The organism is Brenneria corticis (assembly GCF_003115855.1).
Taxonomy (GTDB): domain Bacteria; phylum Pseudomonadota; class Gammaproteobacteria; order Enterobacterales; family Enterobacteriaceae; genus Brenneria; species Brenneria corticis.
In genome coordinates this window covers 137,767-152,056 of sequence record NZ_KZ819071.1, presented here as the reverse complement: position 1 = coordinate 152,056, position 14,290 = coordinate 137,767, and the positions used below count along the sequence as shown (strand labels likewise).

The window sequence follows — 14,290 nt, the reverse complement described above, 5'->3', positions numbered from 1 at the left end:
CTCAGTCAAGGCGTCAACGGTGTGATGAGGCTGTCAACTTCGCTGTCCGTCAAGGGGCGATCAAGTAATCCCGCGTCAGGCAAAAGCGATCGGGTCAATACTGAAATGGCGGTACGCAGATCGGTGGCCGGCACCACTTTATCGGCGTCGCCTAGCGTGGTCAGCGTTTTGACCATGTAGTCATCAGAGCTGCGCACCCGCTCGCTGCCCAATATCTTGGCCGCCGCAGCCGGATCGTTTTTAATCTCGGCCAGCGATTCGCGATAGGCTTTATCAAAGCGCACTAATAACCGATGGTTCTGAGGATCGTTATTCCAGGCTTTCCGCACGCCCAGGAAGAACATTGGGATATAGCGCACCTGCGTCAGCTTGTACCATTTGTCTTTATCAAACGTCGGAATGAAACGGAAGCGTCCCGGTTGTGATTCGTTCAGTTTGAGTCGCGTATCGTCATAGGCGGTAATCGCATCCACCCGCTGGGCAATGAGATTGGCGATTTGCGCTGAAGCAACTATGGAAGGAATAGTGACTTTGCTTAAATCAATATTTTGGTGCTCGCGTAAAATATACTGCTGAAACACCCATGAACCCGATCCGGTCGAACCGGCGACCGAATGCCCAATAATATCCTGCGGCTTTTGGATATCCTTGTTTTCAGTGACCAGATAGCTGTTTGCATAATTGCTGTAGGTCGAAACCAGAGAAGCGTCCAATCCCTTGAGCACAAATCGGGCGGCGGTGCCGATAGTCAAGCACATGCAGACCTGATCGGTTCCATTGACGAATTCGCTGTAGGCCACAGAAACAGGCTTGAGGTTATATTGCAGATCGAAGCCATTTTTTTTATCGATTCCTTTTTCCTTCATGTACTCAATGGTCCATACAGAAGGATCGCCGATGCTTATCGCCGCTATTTTTAAAATGGGTAAATTTCCACTGGTATTGGCGAATGAGGCTGGCGCCGTAGAGAGCAACAGGCCGGTCATGCCGATAATTTTTAAAAAAAAGCGGCTTTGCAGCCGCAAACAAAAGTTAATCATTATATTTTCTCTCGGCAAATTCAGAACGATGGATGAGTGTTGAGACGCTCACGCAAGCGCGGCAAAATATAATTGCCGATTTCCGGGACATCCCGCAGCCGCTGGAATCCATCGAGAATAAACGTCGACACGCCGGCCTCCACATAATCGGCCAACGCCGCCACTATCGTCTCCGGCGATCCCACCAGCGCGGTGGATTTACCCCGTTGCGTAATGCCTGAAAGCCCTGTCCATAGCGCTTTATCGTGCCTTTCGCCCTGCTGATTGGCGGCAACCTGTTTAAGGTCGCCCGCGCTGCTCTCCCGCCCATCGCGCGCGGGCAGCCAGCGCGTTTCGTCAGGTTTGGCCTGCTGACTTTGCGCTATTACCGTCGCACGCATTTCTTCCGCGCGTTGCCAGGCTAATTCGTCGGTTTGACCGATTATCAAGCGCACCAGAACAATAATGCGCGGCAGGTCTTCACGCCCGCTCTCCCTCGCCGCCGCATGAATGCGAGCGATATCCTCGCGCAGCTGCGCGAGAGGTTGAGCATAGAGCGCATAACCATCCGCCTCGGCAGCCCCCACCGCGTAAGCCTCTTCGGAGTTACCGGCGAAATAGATCGGAATCCGCGGTTGTTGATAGGGAAACACGCTGGCGACGAAATCATTAACGGTGAAGTACTCGCCGGGATAAGCGAACTTTTCCCGGGCCGTCCAGGTCTTTTTAAGCAGTTGGATGAACTCTCTGGTGCGGCCGTAGCGCTGGCCTTTGGTCAGCGTGTCGCCAGTATTTTTAAGGCCGTCGTTGTTGCGTCCTGATATGGCATGCAGCCGAATTCTCCCCCTGGAGAATTGATCCAGGGTGGCGTAGCTGCGCGCGACCAGCGTCGGTGAAGCCAGGCCGGGACGGTAGGCGACCAGGAAATTCAGCCTGTTGGTATTCGCGGCTGCCTGAGCCGCGATTTGCAAACTTTCCGGCCCGTCACCGCCCAGACCGACCAGCACGCCGTCGAACCCGGCGTATTCATGTTCTCGCGCCTGACGGATGATGTAATCGGTATCCAGCGCTTGCCCGGTAGCGAGATGAACTTCGGATTCATCGCGAAACGTCAAGTGGCCGTAGATTTCAACGCTCATGTCTTTCCCCTGTTCAGAGGTCGATTGGTCCGCGAGAGATGCGAGTCAACTCCTCATCGACATCAAATAATTCAACCGTGATATTGCTGGTGGTTGGCGCAAATTTCCGGTTCGCGCGCCCCGCCACCCACGCATCGGCCGCAGCCCGATTCTCGAACAAGAACAATCCGCCGCCGCGGCCCGTCTCTTCATTTCTCAACCACACTTTCCAGATGAAACCGGGAATGCTGGCGCGGCTTTCGGCCATTAAGCGCTTTTCTTCACGTGATTTTTCGTCGGTAAACGTGCTGTTGTAATTCACCTGCGCGATAACTTTTCCCATAATTTTGTTCCTCGAATGATGTGTTGTCAGTGCATTTAACTTAAACATAACCACAACATAACCAAACAAACATAATATGATAACCTTTTTTGTTTTTTATATATGTTTTTATGTTTTGATCGCGCACCGGTTTTTTTGTTATAAATGAAGGCGCAAACTAATGTCGCCAAACGATTTTTTGAAGGCCAATGTGAGGAACGCATTTCGTGAGTATGCAACAGATGGGGTCGATTCTTGAGGTGAGCGCAGAGCAACTCAGAGAAAGCTGTACCAAGACGGAATCACAGGGCTTGGCATCCGAACTCATGCGTCTAATCGATAACAAGCAACTGCTGACAGGCACTCGCTTGCCCACGGTGCGTTCATTTGCCGCCAGCATGGGACTGAGTCTGAATACGATTGCCGCCACCTGGTCCATTTTGCGCAACGCCGGCTATATTGAAACCTACCGGCGCGGTGGCACCTATGTGATGAAACGGTCCGCTGAAAGCTGGCATGCCGACGCGGAATCGGTGAGCGTCAACCTGTCCCATGCGTCGGGCGATCCCGCGCTGCGGCCGGATCTGAGCCAGGCGTTAAGCTATGGTCTCGCTGCGCCGGGGCTGCACGGCGCCAGTCTCGAATACATTATTCCTTCGTTAAAAAGCTTAGCCATCGACGCGTGGCCGTTCGCGGCGAACGACTGGATGATTGCCGGCGCAAGCTCGGAGAGCATTCTTCTGGCCGTTTCGGCCGTGTGCGAACCGGGGATGAGCATCGCCGTTGAACAGCCTACCTCGTCGCGGCTGCTGAAAATTCTTTCGCTGTTGCGCGTCAACGCTGTCGGCGTGCCCTGGGATGAGCAGGGACCCAGCGTTGAAGGATTGCAACACGCGCTGGATGAAGGCGTCGTCGCATTCATTTATCAGCCGCGCTCTCATCTGCCGCTAGGCCGAACGGTGACGGCAGCGCAGGCAAAGCGCCTGGCCAACGTTCTCCGGCGCTACCCCGACGTGAAGATTATCGAAGACGATCCGCTGGGGCCATTATCAACGGCGACTCCGGCCAGCGTGGGATGCTGGCTGCCCGACCAGACGGTGCTGGTTCGCTCGTTCTGTAAAGCATACGGGCTGGATCTGCGCACCAGCATTATCGGCGGGAATGCGCAGCATATCGCCGCGATTCGCCAGAAACGCTCGTGTGGATTGGGGATGATTAGTCGTATTTTGCAGGGCGCGCTCTATTATCTTCTGACCGATTCTGCGTCTCTGGAAAAAATGGAAGACATTCGCCGGATTTATGCGCAGCGTCGTCACATTTTCCAGTCAGCGCTTAGGGAACAGGGCATTCGGTTTGATGAAAAGCAAACGGGGCTATTGCTGTGGGTGCCGGTCGATAACGAAGCCAGAGTGATTGCCTCGCTGGCGCAAAAAAATATTTTAGTTTGCGAAGGGTCGCGCCATTTTATTGCCCCCGCCGCTCCCCATATCGCCATCAATATTACGAATTTGCCTTCCCATGCAGAGCCAATCACGCAAATTGCGCGGGAAATCGCCGCGTCTATTCTGACCGTCGACAAAGGCTTTTTCGATTAGGCGCGAATTGCCCGCGCAGGCTTTCAGGCTACCAGGTGCACTCCAGCGCAGCGGGATCGTTCGCCAACGCCAGCCAGAAGTTGTTAAGCGTGTCGATCTGGCGCGTCCGCTTGATGTCATCAAACACCGCTTTGACGCGCGGCGATGCCTGGGCTTCATCGATATAGTTTACTAAGGCCATGCCGGCTCTCCCGTAGTTGGCCGCTTAATGCACCGCGGCGTACATGATTTTCTTTTCATCGGCCTGCTGCGCCGAAAACTCTTCCACAATGCGCCCCTGCCGCGACACCAGAATCCTGTCCGACAGCTTAAGGATTTCCGGCAGATAGGAGGAGATAACCACTACCGCCAACCCTTCGTCGGCCAACTGGTGATCAACTGATGAATTTTATCGATGGCGTCCACGTCGACGCCGCGCGTCGGCTCATCGAAAATAATCAGCTACGGGTGCTGGACCAGGCTTTTGCCAATCACGACCTTTTGCTGATTGCCGCCCGACAACGCAACCTCCTGCCCATTCGGATCAAGGGTGCGGATATTTAAACGCCGTCGCCACAGCTCCGCCAGCGCCGTTTGCGCGCGCCGGCTGACCAGCGGCGAACGGTGCTGATCTGAGGCCAGCAACCCGGCATAGAGATTTTCAGCGATGGTAGCGGTTTCAAAAAAACCGTCGGATTTACGATCCTCGATGACGTAGACGATACCGTCTTTCATCGCCTATCGCGGCACGCGATACCTGACCGTCCGTTCGTTCAGGATAACGGCGCCGCCGCGCGACGCCACCCATAACCCGCGCCCGGTATCGAGCACGCTGTTCACCCCGTGGCGCTGGCCGTCGGCGCGGCTATGGTAGCTGGCGATCGGCTGTCCCTGTTGATTGAGCCGTACCACCAGCCCCCACGATCGGCTGAACGACCACGGCTTGTGTACGCCCATGGTTTTAACGCCTCCGCACTGCAAGGGTTCCAGGAAGCTCTGCCCCGAGGCGTAGGCATTTGATCAAAGATGAAGGGCCGCCGACATCATGGGCGATACGCGTCCTGTCCAGCGCCAGATTTATGGCTTGCCGAGCCGCGGGCTTGTCGAAAGGCGCTTTACGGACGTTGAGAGTAAGATCCAGCACCCGCCCCTCCGCCGTGGCGGTTCCGGTCGCTAAACCGGCCGCTTTAAGCTGCTCGGCACTTTCGCGATCTACCGACGAGATGAAGTCCACGCTGCCGACGCGCAACTGCATGATCCCGGACTGCTGATCGGGAATGATGCGGATGGTCACTCGCTTCAGGCTTGGCGGCGTCCGCCAGTAAGCATCGTTGCGGACAAAGACGGCCTCCTGACCGGGTTCATAGCGAGCCAGTTTGAAGGGGCCAGTGCCGTTGCCCAGGGTTTTCACCTTATCCGGGGCATCGCTGTCAATAATGAACGCCAGATCCAGCAAATCGAACGCCGCATCCGAGCCTCCCGCCAGGATCGCCGCTGCGTATCGACGCGTTAGCCACCCGCTTCGGCGTGTCGCATATGCCGGTACGCGCGGCGCTTCAGCGGTTGGAAAGCGAAGGGTTGATTAGCGTCCTGCCGAATAAGGGCGCCAGAGTGGTGGACGTCAATGAGACGTTTGTTGCCGACCTCATGGATATACGCATGATGGTTGAAAGCTATCTCGCACGCCGTGCCGCCCAGCGCATAACGGATACCGTTTTGGCCGAGCTGGTGGAACTGCAGAGCGCGCACGAGACCGCGGTCGGCAGCGGCGATTTTCAATAGGCCCTGGATGCCAACCGCGCGTTTCATCGCCACATCCATCAAGCCGCGGGCAACCGGGATGCCATTCTGATTCTGGAGCGCCACTGGCTTTTTATCAGAGCGTTGTGGCGACGATACGGTCCGCGCCCAGAGCGCTTTCAGGGGGTGATAGCCGATCATCGACAAATGCTGGCGGCCTTTGCCGCCCGAGACACCGAAGGCGCCGCGGCCATCACGGCTGCCCATACGGCCAAAGCCAAGCAGCGACTGCTGGAAGCGATGCATGCTCATTTCGCGTCCGAAGGGCATCCCGATGATTGAACCAAAGATTGCCGATCTAGCGTTGGCCCACTACCCCGTCACAGATAACACCACGTGGTCGTTTATCGGCATGCGCGCTGAGGATGGCGTGGCCGGGTGGGGAGAAGCCACGTGGAACCGTCAGCCTCACTCGCTGGATGCTCCCTTTGAAACCGCACGCCTGGCCCTGCGCGGGCAAAACCGCCAAAGGCTGGACGAGTTGATCGCATCGACGCCTTCGTCGCAAGCGGCGGCGGCGGTACGTAGCGCGCCAGAGCAGGCATCCTTGGACATAAGGGGGAAACGGGCGCGCCGTCATGCCGCCTTTTGGCAGGGAACGCCCGTCCGGCACGCTATTCCGCTGTATGCCAACATCAATCAGGGTATTCGCGAACGCACCGAACAAGGATTTCAGCACGCAGCACGGCAGGCAGAGCTGGCGGGCTTCGACCATATCAAAATAGCGCCCTTCGATGGCGTCGGGCGGGACACAGCGGGCACGCGTCAGGGTCGCACGCTGATAGACGCGGGGCGGCGGCGGGTGGCGGCGACGCGCCAGGCGCTGAGTCAAGCAACCGAGTTGTATGCGGATTGCCACTGGCGCTTCGATGCGCATATCGCAGTTTGGGTGATGGAAGAGTTGGCGTCTTTTGGGGTGACCTGGTTCGAATGCCCGCTGCCCGAGACAACAGATAACTTTCCATCATTAAAGAAGCTTCGCAGTCTGGCCCATCGCTATAACATGCGGTTGGCCGGCCTGGAGGAGTTAACTGACGCGCATGCCTTTGAGCCCTGGCTTCAGGCAGGCATTTACGACGTGGTGATGCCGGATGTCAAATATGCCGGCGGCATCAGCGCCCTGCTGGAAATCGCGGGTCAAGCCAAAAAGTTCGGGGTGACGTGTTCGCCGCATAATCCCAGCGGTCCGGTGAGCCATGCCGCCAGCCTGACTGCATGCGCCCTGGCTGAGAATATGGCGCGTTTAGAGCATCAATATAACGAAACGCCGCTCTTTTGGCAGTGGATGAGCGAAGATTTCCCCAAACCCGCTGGAGGCGCGAGTTTGCTGCCGACTCAGCCGGGGCTGGGTATGCACATACCCTGGCCTGTCGCGAACCGGCTTGCCGATAAACAGTCACTGCCGAGCAATCGTTGAGCCAGTATCGGCGGTAGTGTCCGGTCACGTAAGCGACGGCGGCTTGTTTACTGTCTTTTGGATCGCAAATAGGCATCCTGCATCGCCTGGTAATACCTGGCTGGTAGTACGCCCATTTTCGGTACAGGGCGAAGCGGCGGATGAACCGGAGCACGGGAAAACCATTGCTGAGTAAACGGAACGAGGATACGCCTTGCCATGTCAAACTTCGTATCGTAGAAAAGCCCGGTTACCTCATCATCGGCCAAGACAACAAACTCGGTAGGATAAACGTTTTGCGTTTTCTGCGATGTCCCATAGACAATTAACACCGAATAACTCTCTGCATGGCGACCAACAACCAGCACCGGCCTCGGTTTAGGCCCTGGTATTCCCAACCTTTCCGACTCTGGGAAATGGCACCAGAGGATATCACCCAACGCAGGTAAGGGTGCGTGCTTTCCTGTCAGCATTGCTAATCCTTAGTAAAGAGCGTTTCCATTTCCTCTTCAGAGACGTTTGATACGGGACTCATCTTTTTCAGAGCCTCATACTGTTGTTCGCTTAACGGGCCGTCATCCTGCTCATAGGGTGCGATATATTGCTTAACCATGATACGCAAGGCTTTATGAAGTAGTTCCGTCTTATTCATCTCCGTTATTTGCATCAGCTTTTCAAACGTTTCAAAGCTGATGCCGTTCTCGCTATCCTGCTCACGAAATCGCAGAAGCACTTCTTTTTTCTGTTTTCGGCGACCGGTCTGCGACGTTGTTTTTGCTGTGGTTGGCATTTTTTTTCCTGCTTATCGTCATAAAAGCTATCAAAAGTATAGCACACCATTTTTTACCGGCATCGTGCAAAAAGTAGTAAAACGCATTACGCCACGGGCCGAGGCGACAAAAAGATTGAACGCTAATGATATGCGCAATATGTTAGTCTATCCCTTATCTGCCTGCGGAAGCGACGCCTGCCTGCGCGTCGTTTCTGACGAGAACACGACTCCGTAAACCCATCATCGCCCTGACAATAAAAAATGAAAATAATGAAGCTTCCCCTGCTGGCCCAGATTTCATCCGCTCACCTGGTGAGCCATTTTCATATGATGGTGCTGCCCGCGCTTATCCCGCTGCTGTCGGCGCAGCGGGACATCAGCTTCGTCGAACTGGGTTTCGCGCTGAGCGTTTTCAATATCGTCTCCGCCTGCGTGCAGACGCCGATCGGCTTTGTGGTCGACCGTATCGGGGCCAGGCGCACCCTGACCGCCGGCCTGACGCTCGGCAGCCTGTGTTTTCTCTCGCTGAGCTTGTCCAGCAGCTACTTCTGGCTGGTGGCCGCGATGGCGCTGGCGGGGGTGGCGAATGCGGTCTATCACCCCGCCGATTACGCCCTGCTGTCGCGGGGAATCGATGAAAAGCGCATGGGGCGGGCGTTTTCCATTCATACCTTCTCCGGTTTTTTCGGCACCGCCATTGCGCCCGGCATTTTACTGACCGTCGCCGCCTTCGCCGGCCTTAACAGCGCATTTATCGTGGCGGGGGCGATAGGGCTGCTGACCGTTCCCCTGCTATTAACCGGCCGCGACCAGCCGGTCCGGCTACAGAGCGCGACGCAGGAAACTACCCGGCCGGATAAAAAACCGCGCATTGCGCTTTTCACCCTGCCCATCATGGCGCTGTTGGTGTTATTCCTGCTGCTGAATCTGAGCACCGGTTCGATTCAGAATTTTTCGGTGACGGCGTTTGTCACCGGCTATGGGCTGCCGTTATCCCAGGCGAATGTGGTGCTGACCTCCTTTCTGTTCGCCAGCGCCTTCGGGGTGCTGGCCGGCGGCGCGCTGGCCGATAAAACCCGCCGCCACGGGCTGGTGGCGACGGCGGCGCTGGCCGTCACCGCCGGTTTAATCAGCGTGGTCGCCATCTATCCGCTGCCGCTGCCGGTATTAATTCCGCTGCTGGCCGCGGCGGGATTTCTGTCCGGGATAATCGCCCCCTCGCGCGACATGCTGGTGCGGGCGGCCTCGCCGGCGGGCGCCGAGGGGCGCGTTTTCGGCATCGTCTCCACCGGTTTTAATATCGGCGGCGCGGCCGGTCCGGTGCTGTTCGGCTGGCTGCTGGATCACGGTTATCCGCGGGCCATTTTCTGGTCGGCGGTGATTTTTATGCTGATCACCGCGCTTATCACCCTGCGCCAGGAACTGCGGAGCGCGAAACGGCGCGCGGTGGTTTTATAGCCGTAAAAAAGCCAGCCCGAAAAGGGCTGGCTGAGTTGACCGTTAACAAGCAGTTCGATCAGATATCGATATTCATCGCCTTCAACGCATTCTCTTCGATAAAGGCGCGACGCGGTTCCACCGCATCGCCCATCAGGGTGGTAAACAGCTCGTCGGCGGCGATGGCGTCTTTCACCGTGACGCGCAGCATACGGCGGCTGGTGGGGTCCATGGTGGTTTCCCACAGCTGTTCCGGGTTCATTTCTCCCAGACCTTTATAGCGCTGAACGGCCAGACCGCGGCGTGACTCTTTCACCAGCCACTCCAGCGCCTGCTCGAAGCTGGCGATCGGTTGACGGCGCTCGCCGCGTTCAATATAGGCGTCCTCTTCAATCAGACCGCGCAGCTTCTCGCCCAACTGATTGATTTTGCGATACTCGCCGCCGGTAACGAAGCCGAAATCCAGCGGATAATCGGTATCCACGCCGTGGGTCCGCACCCGCAGAGCCGGTTCAAAGATCTGCCGTTCCTGATTTTCGTGGATCACGAAGCTGTAGGCGCTGCCGTGCTGCTCGCGCTCATTGAGCAGCGTAACCAGCGTTTCCATCCACTGCTGAACGTGCGTGCGATCGCGTAAATCCGTTTCAGACAGGGTGGGCTGGTAGATTAACGCGTTCAGCAACGGCCGCGGGAAACGACGCTCCATACGGCCGATGGTTTTCTGCACCGCGTAGTGTTCGGCCACCAGTTTTTCCAGCGGTTCGCCCGCCATCGCCGGCGCCGCGGCGTTGGTATGCAGCGTCGCCCCGTCCAGCGCCAGCATAATCTGGTACTGATCCATGGCGTCATCATCTTTGATGTACTGCTCCTGCTTGCCTTTTTTCACTTTGTACAGCGGCGGCTGGGCGATATAGACGTGGCCGCGCTCAACGATTTCCGGCATCTGACGGTAGAAGAACGTCAACAGCAGCGTACGGATGTGCGAGCCGTCGACGTCGGCATCGGTCATGATGATGATGCTGTGATAGCGCAGTTTATCCGGGTTGTATTCGTCGCGGCCGATGCCGCAGCCCAGCGCCGTGATCAACGTCGCCACTTCCTGGGAAGAGAGCATTTTGTCGAAGCGCGCTTTCTCGACGTTGAGGATCTTGCCTTTCAGCGGCAGAATCGCCTGATTCTTACGGTTGCGCCCCTGTTTGGCGGAACCGCCCGCCGAGTCCCCTTCCACCAGGTAGAGTTCGGACAACGCCGGGTCGCGTTCCTGACAGTCCGCCAGCTTGCCCGGCAGGCCGGCCAGATCGAGCGCGCCTTTACGCCGGGTCATATCGCGCGCTTTACGCGCCGCTTCACGGGCGCGGGCGGCGTCGATGATTTTGCCCACCACGATTTTGGCGTCCGACGGGTTTTCCATCAGGTAATCCACCAGCTTCTCGTTCATCAGCGATTCAACGGCGGTTTTCACCTCCGACGACACCAGCTTGTCTTTGGTCTGCGAGGAGAATTTCGGATCGGGCACTTTAACCGAAACCACGGCAATCAGCCCTTCACGCGCATCGTCGCCGGTGGCGCTGATCTTGGCTTTCTTGCTGTAACCCTCTTTATCCATATAGGTGTTCAGGGTACGGGTCATGGCGGCGCGGAAGCCGGCCAGGTGCGTACCGCCGTCGCGTTGCGGGATGTTGTTGGTAAAGCAGTAGATATTTTCCTGAAAGCCGTCGTTCCACTGCAGGGCGACTTCCACGCCGATATCGTCTTTCACCGTGGAGAAATAGAACACCGTCGGGTGGATCGGCGTTTTGTTGCGGTTAAGATAGTCGACGAACGCCTTGATGCCGCCTTCATAGTGGAAGTGATCGGACTTATCTTTTTCGCGCTCGTCGAACAGCCGGATGGAGACGCCGGAGTTCAGGAACGACAGCTCGCGCAGGCGTTTGGCGAGGATCTCATACTGGAATTCGGTCTGGTTGGTAAAGGTTTCATAACTCGGCCAGAAGCGCACGGTGGTGCCGGTTTTCTCGCTATCGCCCACCACTTTCAGCGGCGCCTGCGCCACGCCGTGACGGTAGGTCTGTTCGTGCACCTTGCCTTCGCGGCGGATCACCAGCTCCAGCTTTTCCGACAGGGCGTTAACCACCGAAACGCCCACGCCGTGCAGGCCGCCGGAAACTTTATACGAGTTGTCATCAAATTTGCCGCCGGCATGCAGCACCGTCATGATCACTTCCGCCGCGGAGACCCCTTCTTCTTCGTGCAGACCGGTAGGAATGCCGCGGCCGTCATCCTGCACCGAGACTGAGTTATCAGCGTGGATAGTGATGACAATGTCTTTACAATAGCCAGCGAGCGCTTCGTCGATAGCGTTGTCCACAACCTCGAATACCATGTGATGCAGACCGGTTCCGTCATCCGTATCGCCGATGTACATACCTGGGCGTTTACGTACCGCATCCAGCCCTTTCAATACCTTGATACTTGAGGAGTCATAAGAATTCGACATCAACGTTTCCCGCTCATTTTAGTCCTGTGATTGAACCGTTATTTTACCCTGTTCTACGCGGAACATCTTGCCATTTTCACCAACCATATCGGCAATCTGCTCAGCGCTGACCGCGCTGACAAAAACCTGTGCATGGGTGGCTTTTAACCGTTCAGCCAACAAACGGCGGCGGGTACTATCCAGTTCGGAAGCAAAATCATCAATCAGATACAGACAGCGCAGTCCGTTCTGACGGGTGAGAAACTCACCCTGGGCCAGCCGTAAAGCGCACATCAGCAGCTTTAGCTGACCACGGGACAGCATATCCTCGACCGCCACCCCGCTGGCGCGGATGCGGAAATCGGCTTTATGCGGCCCCAGCGCCGTATAACCCAGCATACGGTCGCGTTCAAACTGCCGTTCCAGAAGTTCGGCATAGTCACTCTCTTTATCCCAGCCGCGCTGGAAAGCGAAGCCGAGGGCGAATTCAGGCAGAAACTGGCTGCAGGTGGCGGCAATATCGCCGGCGATCGCCGCGCTGTATTGCCCCCGCCATTCGCTGATGCGTTCGGCCAACGGCACCAGCTCCTGATCCCAGGCCCGCAGCTGCCCGTACCGCTCCACCTGCCGCAGCGCCGCATTACGCTGGCGCAACAGGCGTTTCATATTGCTCCAGGCGGAGAAAAAACCGGGCTCGTTATGAAAACAGCCCCAGTCGAGAAAGGCGCGGCGGTACTTCGGCCCGCCGTTCAGCAGCGTAAACCCTTCGGGGGTGATCAGCTGGATCGGCAGCAGCTGCGCCAGTTCGGCCACCTTATGGCCGTCGCTGCCGTCGATGCGCACCTTGCCGTCGCCCAGACGGTTTTTACTCAGCCCGACCGAACGTTCAGACTCAATGCCGCCGATACGTCCGTGCAGCACGAACTCCGGCTGTTCGTGACGAATAACGCGCGCCGCCTGCACGCTGCGAAACGCCCGCCCATGCCCCAGCGTATAAATCGCTTCCAGCACGCTGGTTTTTCCGCTGCCGTTCGCTCCGACCAGAAAATTAAAGCCGGGCGCCAGCGCCAAATCAGCCGCTTCAATATTACGGAAATCTTTAATAAGAAGACGAGTAAGCGCCATGCGACTATTTCTTGCGGTAAAGGACGTTATGGTCGCGGACGGATGGAGGGCGGAGCGCGCGGCGACTCCCGCGCGGCGAACTCAACGCCCGCGCGGACGGCGGGCGCTGCCCAATCCCCGGCTGATAAGCTGCATAACCCGCCATAGGCTAGAGGCGCATCGGCATAACGACATAGGCCGCCGCCCGGCTGGCGCCGTCTTCGATCTGCACGCTGGATACGGAGTCGGTCAGCAGCAGGCGGACATCCTCGCACTTCAGCGCATTCAGCACATCCAGCACGTAACTGACGTTGAAACCGATCTCCATCTCGGTGCCGTCGTACTGCACATCCAGAATTTCTTCCGCTTCTTCCTGCTCGGGGTTGTTGGCGGTGATTTTCAGCTGATTCTGAATCAAATGCAGGCGCACGCCGCGGAATTTTTCATTCGACAGGATCGCCGCCCGGGAGAACGCCTGCTTGAGCAAGTCGCAGCTGGCTTCCAGCGTTTTGTCCGGGTTCTTCGGCAAAACCCGGCGGTAATCCGGGAAACGGCCGTCGACCAGCTTGGAGGTAAAGATAAAGTCGCCGACGTGGGCGCGGATATTGTTGCTGCCGATTTGCAGCTGCAGCGGCGTATCGCCGCCGTCCAGCAAGCGCACCAGCTCCATCACCCCTTTACGCGGCACGATCACCGAATGCGACGGCAAAGCCTGCCCCACCGGCATGGCGCACACCGCCAGACGATGGCCGTCGGTGGCGACGGTGCGCAGCTCCTCGCCCTCGGTTTCAAACAGCATTCCGTTGAGGTAATAACGAACATCCTGATGCGCCATCGAGAACTGCGTGGCCTCAATCAGGCGTTTCAGCGTCGCCTGCGGCAGCGAAAACTCAACGTCGCTTTGCCAGTCGTCCAGATTGGGAAAGTCGGCGGCGGGCAGGGTCGACAGCGAAAAGCGGCTGCGACCGGAACGCACCAGCATGCGATCGCCGTCCAGCATGATGGTGATCTCCGCCCCGTCCGGCAGCCCGCGGCAGATATCGAACAGCTTACGGGCCGGCACGGTGGTCGCCCCCGGCTCATGGGGCTGCGTTAACGCCACGCGGGCCACCATCTCCATTTCCAGATCGGTGCCGGTGAGCGACAGCTCCCCTTCGGTAACCTGCAACAGCAGGTTGCCCAGAATAGGTAGGGTCGGCCGGCCGCCCAACGGGCTGCTGACCTGTTGCAGCGGTTTTAGCAGATGTTCGCGTTCAACAATAAATTTCATCA

16 protein-coding genes and 1 pseudogene are annotated in these 14,290 nt (G+C 57.4%); 4 read left to right on the top strand and 13 right to left on the bottom strand.

Going from position 1 to position 14,290, the window contains the following annotated elements:
• Positions 1–5: 5 nt before the first annotated feature.
• The 3 genes from DDT56_RS00760 to DDT56_RS00750 are packed head-to-tail and all read right to left on the bottom strand — an operon-like array spanning position 6 to position 2,480.
• Entirely contained in the window at positions 6–1,040 is a 1,035-nt protein-coding gene (locus tag DDT56_RS00760; protein ID WP_136164604.1) for an ABC transporter substrate-binding protein, read from the bottom strand.
• A 20-nt stretch (positions 1,041–1,060) separates the two neighbouring features.
• A complete protein-coding gene (locus DDT56_RS00755; protein WP_136164603.1) occupies positions 1,061–2,158 on the bottom strand; it encodes an LLM class flavin-dependent oxidoreductase in 1,098 nt (365 codons plus the stop codon).
• 13 nt (positions 2,159–2,171) lie between these two features.
• The gene (locus DDT56_RS00750; protein ID WP_168197544.1) at positions 2,172–2,480 is read right to left on the bottom strand and encodes a YdhR family protein; all 309 of its coding nucleotides are present in this window, start codon (positions 2,478–2,480) and stop codon (positions 2,172–2,174) included.
• A 212-nt stretch (positions 2,481–2,692) separates the two neighbouring features.
• Between DDT56_RS00750 and DDT56_RS00745 the strand changes: the two genes are divergently transcribed.
• Entirely contained in the window at positions 2,693–4,054 is a 1,362-nt protein-coding gene (locus tag DDT56_RS00745) for an aminotransferase class I/II-fold pyridoxal phosphate-dependent enzyme (RefSeq protein WP_246856698.1), read from the top strand.
• Positions 4,055–4,082: 28 nt separating this feature from the next.
• Here DDT56_RS00745 and DDT56_RS00740 read toward each other — a convergent pair whose 3' ends face one another.
• From DDT56_RS00740 to DDT56_RS00725, 5 genes are all read right to left on the bottom strand, one after another.
• The gene (locus DDT56_RS00740; protein WP_246856691.1) at positions 4,083–4,235 is read right to left on the bottom strand and encodes a hypothetical protein; all 153 of its coding nucleotides are present in this window, start codon (positions 4,233–4,235) and stop codon (positions 4,083–4,085) included.
• A gap of 24 nt (positions 4,236–4,259) precedes the next feature.
• The gene (locus DDT56_RS24310; protein ID WP_168197543.1) at positions 4,260–4,421 is read right to left on the bottom strand and encodes a hypothetical protein; all 162 of its coding nucleotides are present in this window, start codon (positions 4,419–4,421) and stop codon (positions 4,260–4,262) included.
• Positions 4,422–4,495: 74 nt separating this feature from the next.
• Entirely contained in the window at positions 4,496–4,768 is a 273-nt protein-coding gene (locus tag DDT56_RS00735) for a hypothetical protein (RefSeq protein WP_136164600.1), read from the bottom strand.
• Between the two features lie 3 nt (positions 4,769–4,771).
• Positions 4,772–4,990 carry a hypothetical protein gene (locus DDT56_RS00730; protein ID WP_246856690.1) on the bottom strand — a complete coding sequence of 73 codons (219 nt, stop codon included), beginning with the start codon at positions 4,988–4,990 and terminating at the stop codon, positions 4,772–4,774.
• Positions 4,991–4,994: 4 nt separating this feature from the next.
• Complete coding sequence (locus DDT56_RS00725; protein ID WP_168197542.1) at positions 4,995–5,489, bottom strand: ABC transporter substrate-binding protein; 495 nt, start codon at positions 5,487–5,489, stop codon at positions 4,995–4,997.
• Between the two features lie 80 nt (positions 5,490–5,569).
• Here DDT56_RS00725 and DDT56_RS25105 point away from each other — a divergent pair.
• Both DDT56_RS25105 and DDT56_RS00710 read left to right on the top strand, forming a co-directional pair.
• Positions 5,570–6,115: pseudogene (locus tag DDT56_RS25105) on the top strand (GntR family transcriptional regulator).
• Positions 6,078–7,250, top strand: a complete 1,173-nt coding sequence (locus tag DDT56_RS00710) for an enolase C-terminal domain-like protein (protein ID WP_136164597.1) — start codon at positions 6,078–6,080, stop codon at positions 7,248–7,250. The pseudogene DDT56_RS25105 and the gene DDT56_RS00710 overlap by 38 nt, the downstream one beginning before the upstream one ends.
• 47 nt (positions 7,251–7,297) lie before the next feature.
• Here the strand turns inward: DDT56_RS00710 and DDT56_RS00705 are convergent, their stop codons facing one another.
• The gene (locus DDT56_RS00705; protein ID WP_136164596.1) at positions 7,298–7,702 is read right to left on the bottom strand and encodes a type II toxin-antitoxin system PemK/MazF family toxin; all 405 of its coding nucleotides are present in this window, start codon (positions 7,700–7,702) and stop codon (positions 7,298–7,300) included.
• Between the two features lie 2 nt (positions 7,703–7,704).
• On the bottom strand, positions 7,705–8,019 hold the full coding sequence (locus tag DDT56_RS00700) for a hypothetical protein (protein WP_136164595.1): 315 nt from the start codon (positions 8,017–8,019) through the stop codon (positions 7,705–7,707).
• A gap of 243 nt (positions 8,020–8,262) precedes the next feature.
• On the opposite strand from DDT56_RS00700, the gene DDT56_RS00695 reads away from it, so the two are divergent.
• Positions 8,263–9,459: an MFS transporter gene (locus DDT56_RS00695; protein WP_136164594.1), complete on the top strand. Its 1,197-nt coding sequence runs from the start codon at positions 8,263–8,265 to the stop codon at positions 9,457–9,459.
• A 58-nt stretch (positions 9,460–9,517) separates the two neighbouring features.
• Here DDT56_RS00695 and gyrB read toward each other — a convergent pair whose 3' ends face one another.
• The 3 genes from gyrB to dnaN all read right to left on the bottom strand — a co-directional run bounded on the left by gyrB (position 9,518) and on the right by dnaN (position 14,288).
• On the bottom strand, positions 9,518–11,935 hold the full coding sequence (gene gyrB / locus DDT56_RS00690; protein WP_136164593.1) for a DNA topoisomerase (ATP-hydrolyzing) subunit B: 2,418 nt from the start codon (positions 11,933–11,935) through the stop codon (positions 9,518–9,520).
• Between the two features lie 18 nt (positions 11,936–11,953).
• On the bottom strand, positions 11,954–13,039 hold the full coding sequence (gene recF / locus DDT56_RS00685) for a DNA replication/repair protein RecF (RefSeq protein ID WP_136164592.1): 1,086 nt from the start codon (positions 13,037–13,039) through the stop codon (positions 11,954–11,956).
• Between the two features lie 148 nt (positions 13,040–13,187).
• Positions 13,188–14,288, bottom strand: coding sequence for a DNA polymerase III subunit beta (gene dnaN, locus DDT56_RS00680; protein WP_136164819.1), 1,101 nt, complete (start codon positions 14,286–14,288; stop codon positions 13,188–13,190).
• Positions 14,289–14,290 lie beyond the last annotated feature (2 nt).